The sequence below is a fragment of the Hyalangium versicolor genome, assembly GCF_020103695.1.
GTDB lineage: Bacteria > Myxococcota > Myxococcia > Myxococcales > Myxococcaceae > Hyalangium > Hyalangium versicolor.
In genome coordinates this window covers 152,616-168,202 of record NZ_JAHXBF010000013.1, presented here as the reverse complement: position 1 = coordinate 168,202, position 15,587 = coordinate 152,616, and the positions used below count along the sequence as shown (strand labels likewise).

General features: G+C 67.2%; 12 protein-coding genes. 3 read left to right on the top strand and 9 right to left on the bottom strand.

Annotated elements, in window-relative coordinates; genetic code table 11:
• Position 1 precedes the first annotated feature (1 nt).
• Positions 2–1,087: a ribosome small subunit-dependent GTPase A gene (gene rsgA, locus KY501_RS26645; RefSeq protein WP_224366262.1), complete on the bottom strand. Its 1,086-nt coding sequence runs from the start codon at positions 1,085–1,087 to the stop codon at positions 2–4.
• A 388-nt stretch (positions 1,088–1,475) separates the two neighbouring features.
• Here rsgA and KY501_RS26640 point away from each other — a divergent pair, with 388 nt between their 5' ends.
• Both KY501_RS26640 and KY501_RS26635 read left to right on the top strand, forming a co-directional pair.
• Positions 1,476–2,369 carry a hypothetical protein gene (locus KY501_RS26640; RefSeq protein ID WP_224366261.1) on the top strand — a complete coding sequence of 298 codons (894 nt, stop codon included), beginning with the start codon at positions 1,476–1,478 and terminating at the stop codon, positions 2,367–2,369.
• Between the two features lie 36 nt (positions 2,370–2,405).
• The gene (locus tag KY501_RS26635) at positions 2,406–3,674 is read left to right on the top strand and encodes a cytochrome P450 (protein ID WP_224366260.1); all 1,269 of its coding nucleotides are present in this window, start codon (positions 2,406–2,408) and stop codon (positions 3,672–3,674) included.
• A gap of 36 nt (positions 3,675–3,710) precedes the next feature.
• Here the strand turns inward: KY501_RS26635 and KY501_RS26630 are convergent, their stop codons facing one another.
• Both KY501_RS26630 and KY501_RS26625 read right to left on the bottom strand, forming a co-directional pair.
• A complete protein-coding gene (locus tag KY501_RS26630) occupies positions 3,711–4,742 on the bottom strand; it encodes a zinc-binding alcohol dehydrogenase family protein (protein WP_224366259.1) in 1,032 nt (343 codons plus the stop codon).
• Between the two features lie 102 nt (positions 4,743–4,844).
• Positions 4,845–5,813, bottom strand: a complete 969-nt coding sequence (locus KY501_RS26625; protein WP_224366258.1) for an alpha/beta fold hydrolase — start codon at positions 5,811–5,813, stop codon at positions 4,845–4,847.
• Positions 5,814–5,971: 158 nt separating this feature from the next.
• Here KY501_RS26625 and KY501_RS26620 point away from each other — a divergent pair, with 158 nt between their 5' ends.
• Entirely contained in the window at positions 5,972–6,901 is a 930-nt protein-coding gene (locus KY501_RS26620; protein ID WP_224366257.1) for a LysR family transcriptional regulator, read from the top strand.
• A 34-nt stretch (positions 6,902–6,935) separates the two neighbouring features.
• On the opposite strand, the gene KY501_RS26615 is transcribed toward KY501_RS26620, so the two are convergent.
• The 6 genes from KY501_RS26615 to KY501_RS26590 form a co-directional block, all read right to left on the bottom strand.
• Positions 6,936–8,306: a heavy metal sensor histidine kinase gene (locus tag KY501_RS26615; protein WP_224366256.1), complete on the bottom strand. Its 1,371-nt coding sequence runs from the start codon at positions 8,304–8,306 to the stop codon at positions 6,936–6,938.
• Entirely contained in the window at positions 8,303–8,989 is a 687-nt protein-coding gene (locus KY501_RS26610; protein ID WP_224366255.1) for a heavy metal response regulator transcription factor, read from the bottom strand. Before KY501_RS26610 ends, KY501_RS26615 begins: the two co-directional genes overlap by 4 nt.
• Positions 8,986–10,374, bottom strand: coding sequence for an efflux transporter outer membrane subunit (locus KY501_RS26605; RefSeq protein ID WP_224366254.1), 1,389 nt, complete (start codon positions 10,372–10,374; stop codon positions 8,986–8,988). Before KY501_RS26605 ends, KY501_RS26610 begins: the two co-directional genes overlap by 4 nt.
• Complete coding sequence (locus KY501_RS26600) at positions 10,374–13,496, bottom strand: multidrug efflux RND transporter permease subunit (RefSeq protein ID WP_309242996.1); 3,123 nt, start codon at positions 13,494–13,496, stop codon at positions 10,374–10,376. Before KY501_RS26600 ends, KY501_RS26605 begins: the two co-directional genes overlap by 1 nt.
• Positions 13,493–14,665 carry an efflux RND transporter periplasmic adaptor subunit gene (locus KY501_RS26595; protein WP_224366253.1) on the bottom strand — a complete coding sequence of 391 codons (1,173 nt, stop codon included), beginning with the start codon at positions 14,663–14,665 and terminating at the stop codon, positions 13,493–13,495. The genes KY501_RS26600 and KY501_RS26595 overlap by 4 nt, the downstream gene beginning before the upstream one ends.
• Before the next feature lie 112 nt (positions 14,666–14,777).
• The gene (locus KY501_RS26590; protein ID WP_224366252.1) at positions 14,778–15,461 is read right to left on the bottom strand and encodes an acetoacetate decarboxylase family protein; all 684 of its coding nucleotides are present in this window, start codon (positions 15,459–15,461) and stop codon (positions 14,778–14,780) included.
• Positions 15,462–15,587: the final 126 nt, after the last annotated feature.

Here is a 15,587-nt window from a genome sequence, read left to right as displayed (position 1 = left end):
GTTACTGACGGCGCCGCTTGTTGCGTGAGTGCTCCCAGCCCGCCAGGGAGCGGATGCGCTCGGTGCGCTTCTGCTCCCGCTGTGCGGCACTGCTCGCCTGACGAGCCTGATAGGCCTGTTCGCGCTGAAGCTTCTCGAAGCTCTGGAGCCGCTCCTCGGAGAGTCCCCCGGCGGCCAGAGCCTCCCGAACAGCGCACCCGGGTTCGCGACGGTGCGTGCAGTCCGAGAAGCGGCAACCGCTGGCCAGCTCGAGGATGTCGGAGAACGCCTGGCCCAGGCCTTCCTCCTCGCCCCACAGCCCGAGCTCGCGCATCCCCGGCCCGTCGATGAGCAGTCCTCCCTGGGGAAGGACGAAGAGCTGCCGGTGCGTGGTCGTGTGGCGTCCCCTGTCATCGTCTTCCCGGACAGCCTGGGTGGCCAACCGCTCCTCACCGAGCAACCGGTTGACGAGCGTGGACTTGCCCACACCCGAGGAGCCGAGCAGCGCCCCGGTCTTCCCCGCCGGCAGATGCGCGAGCAGCGCCTCGAGCCCCGTGCCCTGCTGTGCACTCACCGGCAGCACGGGGACTCCAGCAGCCAGTTCCTCCACCTCTGCGAGGAAGGAGGAGACCTCCGGGTGGAGGTCGGCCTTGGTGAGCACCACCACGGGCGCGGCGCCGCTGTTCCAGGCCACGGTGAGGGCCCGCTCGATGCGGCGCGGGTTGAAGTTCCCATCCAGCCCCGTGACGAGGAAGACGACATCCAGGTTGGCTGCGATGAGCTGGCCCTCGTGCTCGCTCCCCGCCTCGCGCCTCATGAGGACGCTGTGGCGAGGGAGGACGGCGTGGAGCAGCGCTTCCCCCTCACCGGCGGGAGGCTGGAGCGCGACCCAGTCGCCGATGGTGGGCAGCTCCGTGGAGCTCGAGGCGTGGTGGAGCAGCCGTCCGGCGGGACGCGCGAGGAGCGCCTGCTCGGATGTCTGAACGGTGAGGAGCCCGCGCTCCTGGCGCACCACGCGGCCGGGGACGAGGGGAAGGGAGGACTGCGAGAGGAGAAGAGAGAAAGCGTGAGCGAGGGCTGGACCCCAGCCGAGGGACTCGATGAACACTGGAAGGACTCCGGACAGAGCGGTGCCTGCGACGCACCTGGTTTTCAGGGCGCCCAGCAGGGCAGCACCGCGCTGCGACGGACCTTCGGGGCCGAGCTAGGCGGCCTGCGCCCTCTGGGCGAACAGGACTGCGACCGCGGCAAGATCAAGGGGCGAGTTCATGAAGTGCCTCCGGGTGCTCGCGGGGCGGCGCCTATCGCCGCTCAGCTCCTCCTTCATAACAACTCTTCCGGCCGCGCGTATCGGGAAGCGAACGAAGCGCTCCCCAGGCTGTCCATTACCTCACGCGCTCCTCTTCGAAATTTCAAAGCCGGACGAGCCGGGAACCCTCACTAAACCTCATATTCAAGAAACCCTTGAGCATGCTCACGCCTGCGAGGAGAACCCCATGGAGAACGCTCCGATGACGGCAGCCCCCCGCGCCTTCCCGGGAGTCGGGGTGAGGCTCTGGGCTGGAACATGGTTCGCCACCCTGTGCCTGTGGGCGAGCGCTTCCGGGTGCGGCCCGGCCGAGCCTTCCAGCGAGCCACTGCCGATGGACAGCCAGTCCCAGGAACTCGACTCCTCCAACGGCCTGTCCGCCAATGGCCTGTCCGCCAATGGCCTGTCCGCCAACGGCCTGTCCGCCAACGGCCTGTCCGCCAATGGCCTGTCCACCGCGACCTTCAAACAATGGTTCAACCAGGATCCGGCGATGGCCGACATGCTGATGACGTATGTCGTCCGCTGCGCCGTACCGGCCGGGCAGACCCGCTCGTACACCCACAGCCAGACGGGAAAGACGTACACCTGGGCGGGAGGGCTGGGGCTGGCGCTGGACTGGGCCAATGGACACCCGGCCAACTACAACGAGCAGCAGGTGGTCACGGCCTGCCTGCTGGCGCACGTGAACCGGTATGGAGTGCACGTGACCATCTCCGTCCTGGGATGGAACGCGTGGGGCAATGCCATCCCCTTCACCACGAGTGAGTTGGCGAGCTACTCGGTTCGGGAGGCCTGCTTCTTCGGGAACCTCTTCACTCCGAACAGCCTCTTCTTCGGCGTCGACCGGCCGGTCCAGGACCAGGGCGAGTACCTCACCCGGGCTTGTGGAGCACTGGATTCCGGTGCCGACTCGAGCACCCAGTGCGCTCCGCTGCGCTTCGTCGGCCGGTGTTCGCAGTTCTGTCTGCCGAGCATCAACCCCGCGTTCTACTCGAGCTGCGTCTACAACGGGGTGAGCTACCGGCCCATCACGACCCGGATGAAGCAGTCGGACTACAACCAGCTCTTCCCGGACTAGGACGACGACGACTGAGATCGTGGGACACTGCGTCTCATGTCCACACCCTCCGGTCCCTCCCAGGACGATGTCGCGCAGCACTTCAATCCGATGGCGCCCGACCAGCTCGAGGACCCCTACCCGGTCTACGCGAGGCTGCGCCGGGAGCGCCCGGTCTTCTACAGCCCCACGTTCGACCTGTGGGTCGTCACCCGGTATGAGGACATCGCGGAGGTAGAGAAGGATCCCTCGCGCTTCTCGTCCGCGGGAGCGCTCGACGCCCGGAGCGCGCCACCTCCTGAGGTGCTGCAGGTGCTCCAGCAGGGCTATTTCCCGTTCGTCTCGCTGGTCCAGAGCGATCCTCCGGACCACAGCCGGGTACGAGGGGTATTTGGCAGAGCCCTGAGCGCCTCGCGCATCGCGGCGATGGAGCCGGAGATCCGGGCCACCGCCGACGCGCTCCTCGACAGCTTCGTGCGCGACGGCCAGGCGGACCTGATCCAACAATTCGCCTACGCCCTGCCGGGCTTCCTCATCTGCGATCTGCTGGGCGTGCCGCGCTCCGACATGGAGCAGCTCAAGCGCTGGTCCGATGAGAAGACGCTGCTGATGTCGGGAACCGCTCCCCTGGAACTCCAGGTGCAGGCCGCGCACGGCTTCATCGCGATGCAGCGCTACTTCATCGAGCGCCTCGAAGAGCGGAGGAAAACCCCTCGCGAGGATCTGCTGACGCTCCTGGTCCCCCAGTCGATGGGCGGCACCGCGTCGATGAGCCACGAGGAGGCGGTCTGCAACGCCATGGACCTGATGGCCGCGGGGCACGAGACCACAACAGGCCTCATCGGCAATGGCATGTGGCTGCTGCTCCAGGAGCCCGAGCAGCTCCAGGCCCTGAGAGACGACCCGAGCCTGCTGCCCAACGCCATCGAGGAGATGCTGCGCATGGAGGCCCCCATCCGCGGCTTCTTCCGGGCAGTGACGACGGACACCCGGCTGGGCGGAGTCGACGTTCCGAAGGGGGGCCGGTTGTTCATCGTCTACGCCTCGGGCAACCGGGACGAGACGCAGTTCTCCGAACCGGATCGCTTCGACATCCGCCGTGCCGACGCGAAGAAGCACCTCGCTTTCGGCAAGGGCATCCACTTCTGCGTGGGCGCACCGCTGGCGAAGCTGGAGGGGCGGATTGCCTTCGAGCAGTTGCTCCGGCGGTTGCCGAACCCGCGACTGAGAACGGATTCGGTCGCCGTGCGCCGGCCGTACTTCATGCTGCGAGGCTTCGAGCACCTGCCCATCGCCTGGGACGTGCCTGCCGGCACGGCGCCATGAAGCCCTGGTGGTGATACCAGGGCTCAGGCCACGAGCCTACCCGACCGGCGCGAGCACCATCTTGCCGATGGCCTTGCCGGCATCGCTGGTCTCGTGGGCCTCGGAGAGGCCCGCCACGGTCCAGGGCATCTGCGTGACGAGCGTGGAGCGCAGCGTCCCCGCATCCACCAGCGTGGAGATGTGATCCAGGATGGCTCCCTGCATCTCGGGCTGGGAGCTGAAGATCGTGCGAGAGAACATCATCTCGAACACCACCGTGACGCGGCGAGCGAACAGCGCCGCCAGATCCACTTGCTTGTTGATGCGCAGGATGCAGCAGATCTTCCCCTGGGGAGCAATCAGCGGCGTCAGCGCGTCGAAGTTGGTGTCCGGATCGGTGGTGTTCAGCACGTAGTCCACCGAATCGATGCCGTGCGCAGCGAGCTGCTCCCTCAAGCTCTTGGAGTGATCGATCACGATGGAGGCACCCATCTTCCGGCAGAACTCGGCGCTCTGGGGACGAGAGGCGGTGGCGACCACCTGCAGGCCGCACACGCGCGAGAGGATCTGGGTACCGATCGAGCCCACCCCACCCGCGCCGCCCACGACCAGGGCGCGCTTGCGAGGGCCGGGTGAAGGAGAGAGCGGCACGCCACAACCTTCGATCATCCCCTCCCAGACGGTGATCGCGGTGAGCGGCAGGGCAGCGGCCTCGGCGAAGGACAGCGACGCGGGCTTGCGGCCCACGACGCGCGAGTCGACGAGCACGTACTCGGAGTTGCAGCCGCGACGGACCAGGCTTCCGGCGAAGTAGACCTCGTCTCCCTTGCGGAAGCGGCCGTCGGCCTCGGGACCGGCTTCTTCAACGACACCGGCCCCATCCCAGCCCGTGACGACGACCTCCTCCTTCTGGAGTTGGCCATAGCCGCCCGCATTCGAGCGAGCCTTGGTGTCCACGGGGTTGATGCCCACGGCCTTGACCCGGATCAGCAGGTCCGAGCCGCGTGCCTCGGGAATGGGGAGCGAGAGTTCCTTGAAGACCTCCGGCCCCCCGAACTCCGTCTGTCCCAGCGCCTTCATCATCTTCATGTGCATGCCTCCCTGCGGTGCTGACCTGGGGAGACTGCCACGCCCTTCAGGGGACTTCGAGACAACTCCGTGCACCAGAAGCGTCCCTCGACGTGCGCTGCATCACCCGAGGAAATCGACGATCGCGGGCACGACCACCTGCGGGGCCTCGTCGATCAGCCAGTGTCCGGAGCCCGCGACGATCACGCCTTTGACATCGTTGGCCACGAGCTTGCCCTGATCGATGAGGAACTGTCCGCCCGCCTTCTCACCGGTCAGGACCAGCATGGGCATGGTCAGCTTCGTCGCCCCGAGCTGCGCGAAGTCCGCCGCGTCGCGCTCGAAGTTCTTGAAGTACTCGAAGCCAGCACTGATGCCGCCCGGCTGCGCGAACGCCTTGGCGTAGATGCGGCGATCCGCCTCCGACACCGAGTGATTGCGGTCCGCGGCGAAGTCGTTCCAGAAGTGCTCGAGGTACGTCCGCTCGCGCCCTTTCACGAGAGCCAGGGGCGTCTCGCCGTAGAAGTGGAAGTGCCACAGGTCGCGCAGCAACCAGACGCTCTTCCAGTCGCCGATGCCCGGCAGGAACGCGTCCATCAAGATGATCCGCTCGGTCGACTGCGGGAACTGCGCCGCGTAGGCGTACGCGACCATCAGGCCGATGTCATGACCGACGATGCTGACCTTGTCGAAACCGAGCGACGTCACGAGCGCACGGATGTCAGCGGCCATGTTCTTCTTGTCGTAGCCCTTCTCGGGCTTGTCCGATGCACCAGCGCCGCGCAGATCCGGCACGATCACGGTGTGACGTTTGGCCAGCGGCTGCAGCACCGGGCCCCACATGTGCCCGGTCTGCGCGAAGCCGTGCAGCAGGACGACGGGGCTCCCCTTGCCGCCGATCGAGTAGTGCAGGCGGACGCCGTTCGCTTCAACGAAGTGCTCGGAGAAACCAGCCTGGGGATCGGCCCCTGCGGCGGAGGCCGGGAGCGCCGAAGCGGCCAGCAGCGAAGCGGCACCAGCGAGCACGGACCGGCGGGGCAGCGAGTGGTTGCTCGACAGGGAGGAAGAAGTCGAATCGAGTTCAGAAGTCATGGCTCAGCCTTTCCAGTTGCGTCGGCCAGTGCCCTTGGCGCCAACCGATGGTGTGAAACTAAGGTTCAGGACTCTTGTTGGAAAGGCTTGGAAACTGGTTCCACCCTTCAGCTTTTGTGAACGATGATGGCCTGCATTCCAGCTCGTGGAGGATGGCTTTGGATCGCTTGCGTGCCTTCGAAGTGTTCGTGACCGTGGTCTCTCGCAGCAGCTTCACGCGGGCCGCCGATGCCCTGGACACTTCGCCAGCCAATGTCACCCGGTACGTCAATGAGCTGGAGGCACATCTGGGTACCCGGCTCCTGAACCGCAGCTCCCGCACGCTGTCGCTGACGGAGACAGGTGAAGCGCTGTACGAGCGCTGCAAGTTCATCCTCGAGGAAGTCGCTGAAGCCGAAGCCTCGGCATCGTCGGCAGCACTGCAGCCTCGGGGCCGGCTCCGCATCAACGCCCCGCTCAGCTTTGGAGTGCTTCACCTGGCGCCGTTATGGCCCCGCTTCCGGCGGAAGTATCCGGACGTCACCCTGGACATCGCTCTGATCGATCGCGTCGTCGACATCGTCGAGGAGGGGTTCGATCTGACGATCCGCATCTCGCGCGGAGGTTCGACAGCCCATGTCGCGCGACGGCTGGCCACTTCGCGGAACATCGTCTGTGCGTCGCCCGCCTATCTCCGGCGGCATGGACGGCCCCAGACGCCAGCGGACCTCACTTCGCATGCATGCATCGCCTACACGTACGCGGCGATGGCCGACCAATGGCACCTGACCGACGAGGCGGGCAAGGCGCACATCGTCAACGTTCCCTGCGTGATGTTCACCAACAATGGGGACACGGCTCGAGCCGCGGCATTGGCGGGCGAGGGCATCATCTGGCAGCCGACCTTCCTGATTGGCGATGACCTGCGCACCGGACGCCTGGTGCCGCTGCTTCCGGGCTTTCGTCTGCCCGACATCGACGTGATGGCGATCTACCCCAGCCGACGGCATGTCAGCGCCAAGGTCCGGGTCATGATTGATTTTCTGGCCGAGGCCTTCGCCGGGACGCCACCATGGGAGCGCACCGAGGGAGACGGGCAGGCGCGGTGACTCGATGTGAGGAGGCTGAGGCGGCGCGGCGGGCTCACACCTGAGAGGCGGCCGAGAGGGTGAAGCCCACCGTGTTGTGGCCCTCCGTGCTCGCAGCGAAGACGGTGCCACCGTGCATCTTGGCGACGGCCTTCACGATCGACAGTCCCAGGCCGTGATTGTCGCGGCTGTTCCGGCGTGCGCCGTCCACCCGGTAGAAGCGATCGAACAGCCGCTCCAGGTGTTGCTCCGGAATGGGTATCCCCGGGTTCGTGACGGCGATGCGCACCTCGGACTTCCGCTGCGCGATATCCACGACGATCTCCGCGCCTCGCTCGGAGTGCTCGATGGCGTTGAGGAGCAGGTTGCTGGCCGCCCGGCGGAACAGCGAGCGCTCGAACGAGGTGCGCGCATCCCCCTCCACCCGCACCGACACGCCCGCCTCCTCTAGGAGGACATCGAGGAACTCGACGGTCTTCGACACTTCCTCCGCCGCCGAGGTGTGGACCCGATCGAGCGCCTCTTCCCCCTGGTCCGCTCGAGCCAGGAAGAGCATGTCATTGACGATCCCCCGCAGGCGCTCCAGTTCCTCCAGGTTGGACTGCAGCACCTCCTCGAGATGTGGCGCGGTGCGCTCCTTCGCCAGCGCGACCTGTGTCTGGCCGATGATGTTCGTCAGCGGCGTGCGCAGCTCGTGGGCCACGTCGGCGTTGAAGCCCTCGAGCTGGGCGTATGCACGCTCCACCCGTTCGAGCGCGCCATTGAACGAGGAGACCAGATCAGCCAGCTCCCGAGGCAGGGGCGAGAGCCGCAGCCGTTGGGACAAGTCCCTCGGGCTGAGGGCCTGGGCCTCTCGGGACAGACTGCTCAGCGGCGCCAGCCCCACCCTGGCGATGCGATGGCCCAGGAGCCCGACGAGCGCGCCCCCCGCCAGACAGAGCACTACGAGCGCTCCGGCAAAGACGTTCAGCGTCTCGCGAAAGCTCGCCGAGTCCACCGCGGTGACGAGCTGGACCGCGGGGCGCTCGCCATTGGCGGCAATGGATCGGACGGAGGCCCGCCACGAGCGGCCCTCCAGCTCGAAATCCAACGGCCCTTCCGCATGGGTGCTCAGCCGCTCGCGGAGCACCGGCGATGCGTCGCCATACTCGAACCGTGGGTCCGGGCCCACCACCCAGAAGCGCACCCTGCGATCGAGCGGAGTGAGCACGTCCAGCTTCGTGCGCAGCATCTTCCACTTCTCGGCGTTGTCATTCCGGCCGGTCATCATGCCCGCGTAGTCCAGGCGGGTGTTCACCTCGCTGAGCTGGTGGCGGCAGAGCTCGCGCTGCAGCACATGCCACAGGGCGAAGCCCACCAGGGAGAAGACCCCCAGCGAGGCCACTGCGAACATCACCGCCAGCCGAGTGGAGATCGATGCCCTCATGACGCCTCCCGCTCGTCGCGCACCTCGAGCACGTACCCCATGCCCCGGATGGTGTGCAGCAGCTTGCGCTCGTGGGGGCCGTCCACCTTCGCTCGCAGGCGCTTGATGGCAACCTCGACCACGTTCGTGTTGCTGTCGAAGTTCATGTCCCACACCTGCTCGGCGATCACCGTCTTTGACAGGATCTGCCCTTCGCGCCGGGCCAGCAGGGCCAGCAGGGCGAACTCCTTCGCCGTCAGCTCGAGCCGCCCCCCTGCGCGGTAGGCCTTCCGGCCGAGGAGATCAATCTCCAGGTCGCCGATCCGCAACTGCGTCGACTCCTGCGCCCGGCCTCGCCGCGTCACCGCCTGCAAGCGGGCGACGAGCTCCAGGAAGGAGAACGGCTTGACGAGGTAGTCATCCGCGCCCGCTCGGAGCCCGTGGACCCGATCGTCGACCCGGTCGCGTGCTGTGAGCATGATGACCGGCGTCTGCTTGCGAGTGCGGATGGCCCGGAGCACGGAGAAGCCGTCCAGCTCCGGCAGCATCACGTCGAGGACGATGGCGTCATAGTCATGTTGCAGGGCCAGGGCATGCCCGTCTGGCCCCGTTCGAGCCACGTCGACCGTGTACCCCTGCTCGTTGAGACCACGATGCAGATACTCGGCCGTCTTCGCCTCGTCCTCGACGATGAGGATCTTCATGCCGGCTCCGGGTTCGGTGGCATGAGTCCCATGGTCTGGTAGAGGCGCACAAGGCGGAGCGACACGTCCGCCGTCGCCTCCGCCGCCTGCAGCTCCAAGCCGTAGAGGGTGCGCTCGGCGTCAAGCACCTCCAGCAACGAGAGCGTCCCCGCCCCATACTGCCGGCGCGCCAGCTCGGCTGCGGCACGTGCGGACTCGGTAGCGGCGGCAAGCTCGCCCCGCCGCACCTCGCCCTGCGTATAGAGGATGAGCGCCGTCTGGACCTCCTGGAGGCCGGTGCGCGCTGTCAGCTCGTAGCTCAGGTAGGCCTGCTCCTGTTTCGCATCCGCTGCGTCGATCGTGGCACGGATGCGTCCGAAGTCGAGGAGCGGTGCGAGCAGATTGGCCCCAATGGACCAGATCAGGGAGCCACCAGACAGGAAGGCGGTCGTCTCCGAGCCACTCTGGAGCCCGAGCATGCTGCCCAGGGTGATGCGAGGGTAACGCAGGGCCTCCGCCGCCTCGCGCCGGGCGATGGCGGCCAGCAGCCGAGCCTCTGCCGCGCGGACGTCCGGCCGCAGGCCGATGACCTCCGTGGGCGTGAGAAGAACGCTCAGCGCGCTCGCGGCCGGCAGTGGTCCGCTCTCAGGGAGCAGCTTCCCAAGCTCCGCCGGAGTCGTAGCCAGGAGCAACACGAGCCGGTGGCGAGAGGACTCGGCGAGCTCCGCGATCTGGGCGACGCTGGCTCGTGTCTGGCCCCGGGTGGTGAGGGCGCGCTCCACGTCCAGCCGGCTGGAGACGCCCTGCTCGAAGCGGGCCCGGGCGATCCGCAGGGTCTCCTCCGAGGCCTTCGCATTGGCCTGGGCGATCGTGTGCTGCGCCTGATAGAGGCGGTACTCCAGATAGGCGCGTGCCACCTCAGCCACCAGCGTAAGCCGCACACCGTCACGGTCGGCCACGGTCGCTACCCAGTCCGCATCCGCTGCGCGAACCTCGCCGCGCAGCCTTCCGAAGATGTCGGCCTCCCAGCTCGCCTCCAGACCGAGCGAGCCGGAGGTCCTCGCTTCATCACTCCCCACGGTGCGGCCATGGCTGATCCCCGCGGTGCCGTTGACCTGGGGAAACAGCTCCGCGCGTGCACCCTTCCGCAGCGCCCGGACCTCGCGGATGCGCGCATCGGCGATGCGGAGATCCAGGTTCCGGCGCTCCGCCTCGGCAATCAGCCCATCGAGCACCGGATCGCTGAACGTGTGCCACCACGCCGCGTCGATCGAAGCGCTTCGTGCAGCCGCGGGGGCACTCTCCCAGTCCGCCTGGAGTTCCGCGGTCGGCAGCTTCGTGGGAGCCGAGCTCGCACAGCCGGTGACGAGGAGGAACGCGGCGAGCAGGTGCGTGGTCCGGCGCATCACGTCGCCTCCAGGTGCGGCGGCTTGGGCAGCTCCGAGGAGGCCGGTTGCCGCGCGCGGCTGAACAGGCGATCGAGCGTCAGGTACACCACGGGCGTCGAGTAGAGCGTCAGGACCTGGCTGACGATCAGGCCACCCACGATGGCAATACCAAGTGGCTGCCTCAGCTCTGAACCGGTGCCAAAGCCCAGCATGAGCGGAATGCCGCCCAGGAGCGCGGCGAGCGTCGTCATCATGATGGGCCGGAAGCGGACGAGGCAGGCTTCATGAATCGCCTCTCGGGGCGCCAGCCCCCGCGCGCGTTGGGCGTCGAGCGCGAAGTCGACCATAAGGATGCCGTTCTTCTTCACGATGCCGATGAGGAGCACGATGCCGATCAGCGCCATCACCGAGAAGTCGTGTCCCATCATCCAGAGGAGCAGGATGGCGCCGAGTCCCGCCGACGGGAGCGTCGAGAGGATGGTCAGCGGGTGCACGAAGCTCTCATAGAGGACGCCGAGGATGATGTAGACCGCCAGGAGCGCGGCGAGAATCAAGAAGGGCTGGCTCGCCAGCGACTCCTGGAAGCCGCGCGCGGTGCCCTGGAAGTTGCGCGTGATCGCGGTGGGCATTCCGATCTCCGCCTCGGCCTGCTGGATGGCCGTCACGGCATCTCCGAGCGCGGCGCCCGGCGCCAGGTTGAAGGAGATGTTCACGGCCGGGAACATGCCGTTGTGGCTGATCGACAGGGGGCCCGTGCTCGGGGGCTCGAGCTTCGCTACCGCCGACAGCGGCACCACCTCGCCCGTCTGGGGTGAGCGGAGGTGGAGGTAGGCTAGGCTCTGCGAGGTGCCTCGCTGCCCCGCGTCGATCTCGAGGATCACCCGGTACTGGTTGACCTCCGTCTGGTACTCGTTGATCTGCCGCTGCCCGAAGGCATCGTAGAGCGCCTGATCGATGTCCCGAGCCGAAATGCCGAAGCGTGCCGCAGCCGCGCGATCGATCGTGAGCCGGGTGACGCTGGCGCCGAGCTGCTGGTCGTTCGAGACGTCGCGCAGCAGAGGAAGCTGGGCGAGCTTCACCGTAAGCTTCTCCGCCCACTCGGACAGCATGGCGCCATCGCTGCTCTTCAACGCATACGTGTACTGAGCACGCGCGGGGCCGCCGCCGAGGTTGATGTCCTGCGACGGGCGCAGGTACAGCATGATGCCGGGCACCTGGGCGAGCTTCGGGCGCAGCTGATCCATGAACTCGGTGATCGACACGTCACGGTCCGAGCGATCCTTGAGGACGATCCAGAATCGCCCGCTGGAGGTGCTCTGGCTGCCGCCGGTCGCGCCGACGGCGTGCGCGAACCCCTCCATCGCCGGTTCCTTCGCCACGATGTCGGCCAGCGCGGCGTGCTTGGCGATCATGTCCCCATACGAGATGTCCTGTGCCGCCTGCGTCGTTCCCAGGATGAAGGCCGTGTCCTGCACCGGGAAGAAACCCTTGGGCACGTACACGTAGCTCACGACGGCGGCGGCCAGTGCCAATCCGAAGCCCAGCAAGGTGAGCCGCTGGTGGTTCAGGGCCCACTGCAGCGTCCGGCCATACGCTTCCACCAGGCGCTGGGCGAACCCACCGTGGGAGTCCGCTCCCCCGTGGGCCAGGGGCTTCATGAATCGCGAGGCGAGCATCGGCGCGAGCGTCAGCGATGCAACGACCGAGAGAAGGATGGCCGCCGCCATCGTCATGGCGAACTCGTTGAACAGACGCCCGACGACTCCGCCCATGAACAACAGGGGGATGAACGCCGCGATGAGCGAGAGGCTGATCGAGATGACTGTGAAGCCGATCTCCGAGGCGCCAGTGAGCGCCGCCTCCTGCTGGTTCATTCCCGCCTCGAGGTGACGGTGGATGTTCTCCACCACGACGATCGCGTCATCCACCACGAAGCCCACGGCGACGATGAGGGCCACCAGCGTGAGGTTGTTCAAGCTGAACCCCAGCGCGTACATCGCCGCGAAGGTCGCCACCAGTGCCACCAGCAGCACCGCGGCGACGATGAGCGTGGCCGACAACTGCCGCAAGAACAGGCCCATGATCACCACCACCAGGACAATCGTGATGAGGAGCGTGATCTGAACCTCATGCTGCGAGGAGCGGATCGTCCGCGTCCGATCGATGAGGATGTCGACCTCGACACTGGCGGGAAGCTGCTCGCGCAGGCGCGGCAGGGCCTCGCGGATGCGGTCCGCCGTCTCGACGAGGTTTGCGCCCGGCTGGCGGCGGACGAGGAAGTTGATCCCGGGCTTGCCGTTCTGCCAGGCCTGCACGTAGTCGTTCTCCGCGCCCGCACTCACGCGCGCTACGTCCCGGAGGCGGATCGGAGCCCCCCCACGGTAGGCGACAATGAGATCGTCGTAGTCCTCCGGGCGGAAGATCTGGTCATTGGTCGAGAGCGTCGAAACGCGGGTCTGCCCGAAGATCGCGCCCTTGGCCTGATTGACGCTCGCCGCCTGCACCGCCGCCCGGATGTCCGCCAGCGTCAGCCCCTGGGCCGCCAGCCGCGCGGGGGACGCCTGGATGCGCAGGGCCGGGCGCTGCTGGCCGGTCATGTTGATCTCGGCGACGCCAGTGATCTGGCTGAGCTGCCGCGCCAGCTTCGTCTCCGCCAGATCGCTCAGCTCGGTGAGCGGCATCAGGTCCGACTGGACGCGCAACACGAAGATGGGGCTGTCATTCGGGTTCACCTTGCGCCAGGTGGGCAGGTTCGGCATCTCCGAGGGGAGCCGGCCCGAGGCTGCGTTGATCGCGGACTGGACCTCCTGAGCCGCCGTGTCGATGCTCTTCGCGAGATCGAACTGCAGGGTGATGGAGGTCGTCCCCAGGGAGCTCGTCGACGTCATCTCCGTGATGCCGGGGACGGCGCTGAGCTGCACCTCCAGGGGCGTCGCCACGGAGGAGGCCATGGTCTCGGCGCTCGCGCCAGGCAGGCCTGCGCTGATCTGGATCGTCGGGAACTCTGCCTCGGGCAGCGGTGCAACGGGCAGGCGCGGGTAGGCAAAGATTCCGAGCAGGACGATGCCCAGCGTCAGCAGCGCCGTGGCCACGGGACGGGCCACGAACCAGCTCGAGATGCTGCGTTTCGAATGGATCACCGGGAGGCTCCTCTCGAGTCCCCGCCCGGCTGCGAGACGGCCTTCACCATGCTGCCGGCCTTGAGGCGGGAGTGGCCATCGCTGACCACCGTCTCACCGGGAGTCACCCCAGACGTCAGCACGGCGAGCTCATCGTTCGCATAGCCCACCGTGACGGGAACCACGGTGGCCTTCTCTCCCTCGACACGGAACACAAACGGGCCCTGCAGTCCCCGCTGAACGGCGCGGGCCGAGACGACCGTGGCGCCCTGGCTCTCTCCCGTCCGCAGCTCGACGGTGACGAACTGGCCCGGCCAGAGCTTGCCCTCGGTATTGGGAAACTCCGCCTTGAGAGGAATGGTGCCCGTCGTGGAATCGATCTGGTTGTCGATCATCGTCAGGCGCCCCTGGGCCAGCTCGGCCCCGCCCGCGCGATCGAATGCGGTGACGGGCGCACCAGTAGGATCGCGCATCAGGGTCTGGAGCCGGGGGAGATCCTCCTGCGGCAGGGCGAACAGCACCGCGATGGGATCGAGCTGGGTGACGGTGATCAGTCCCTGCGCATCGGAGGCGCGGACGACGTTGCCGGGATCGACACGGCGCAGGCCCACCCTGCCGGTGACGGGCGAGGTGATGCGCGTGTAGGAGAGGCGGACCTGAGCCGCGGCGATCATCGCCTCGTTGGCGAGAAGGGTGGCCTCGAGCTGCTCCACCTGGGCCTTCTGTTGATCGACCGCCTGGCGAGCAATCGCGTCGTCCCGGACGAGGTTGCCGTAGCGCTCGAGGTCGGTTCGCGCGGAGTGGAGCAGCGCCTCGTTGCGCGCCTTCTCGGCACGAGCCTGGGCAACCTCAGCGACGATCGCCCGGTCATCGATACGGGCCAACAGATCGCCCTGTTTGACCTGTTGGCCCTCCTTGAAGGCGAGCTCGGTGAGGAGCCCGTCCACCTGCGTGCGGACCACGACGCTGTGGAGTGATTGAACCGTGCCGATGCCTCTTAGCAGGTGAGGCACATCGCGGCGGGAGACCTGCTCCACCACGACAGGCACGGTGGGCGGCCCCGTCGCCGCACGAGGCTTCGAGGAGCCGCCCAGCAACCATGCTCCAGCCGCGATCCCGAGTGCGGCGATGACGAGGAGTCCGAGCTTCCTGGCCCAGCTGCCACCGGACCGTTGTTCATTCGCGACCATGTACCCGGAACTCTTAGGCAAAAGAGCAGGCGGGAAGATGACGCGAAGATGACAAAAATGTCAGCGAGGGCGGAGCAGCCCCGCCCCCCGTTGAGCCTCCCGAACGGGCCGCTCAGGGCTTGAGTTCGTACTCACCGCCCGGGTAGGCGAACGAATCTCGAGGCGCATACCAGCACGACCCTTCCACACGTTGGAGCGGGCTGGCGGGCCGCAGGGCGTACACCGGGTGATCCGGTGCGAGGAACTCGAGCGAGACGAGTTCGAACGGAGCAGCGATCTCTCCGACGTAGGGGTAGTTGCCGGCCATCAGCCGGTTTCCCACCCGCGTCACGTACATGAGCTGGCCACGCGCCACGGCGCTGATGGTGTTGCCCACGCGAGCCACAGCCCGAATGATGGGCTTCCCCCCGGCATGTGTGGTGGCGATCAGCTCCTGGCCCTTCAGCTCGAGCGTCGTCGAGCCTGCGGTGGCCGGCACGCCGCGCTCGCTGGCGTAGTGGCGCATGACCTCCGAGGAGTTGAAGTAGTGCGTGAAGAAGCGCCCAGGCGTCACTCCGTCCGGCGCCATGTGGCCCGCAAGGTCCACTCCCAGGTACGTCAGCGAGTACGCACCAAACCCGGAGGTCTGCTCCGCCGAGTCCACGACGTACTGGTTCATATAGACGGCGCGGTTGGCGGCGGGCTTGAGCCCCGGGGGAAGCAGCGCAGCGGTGGCGGCCGGATCCGCTGGGATCCAGTTCGAGTAGAGCATGCGGCTGTTGATGACAATCTGAGGTGCAGCGAGCGGTGTAGTCATGAACCCTCCCAGGAGCCAGGACATGGGTGGGGCACGTTCACTCTTGCGGGCGTACCCCCTGGCCCTCATGCGAGAGCCTAACCGAGCTGCGCGGCTGCGGATCGCGGGAAGCGCATCCGTTACACG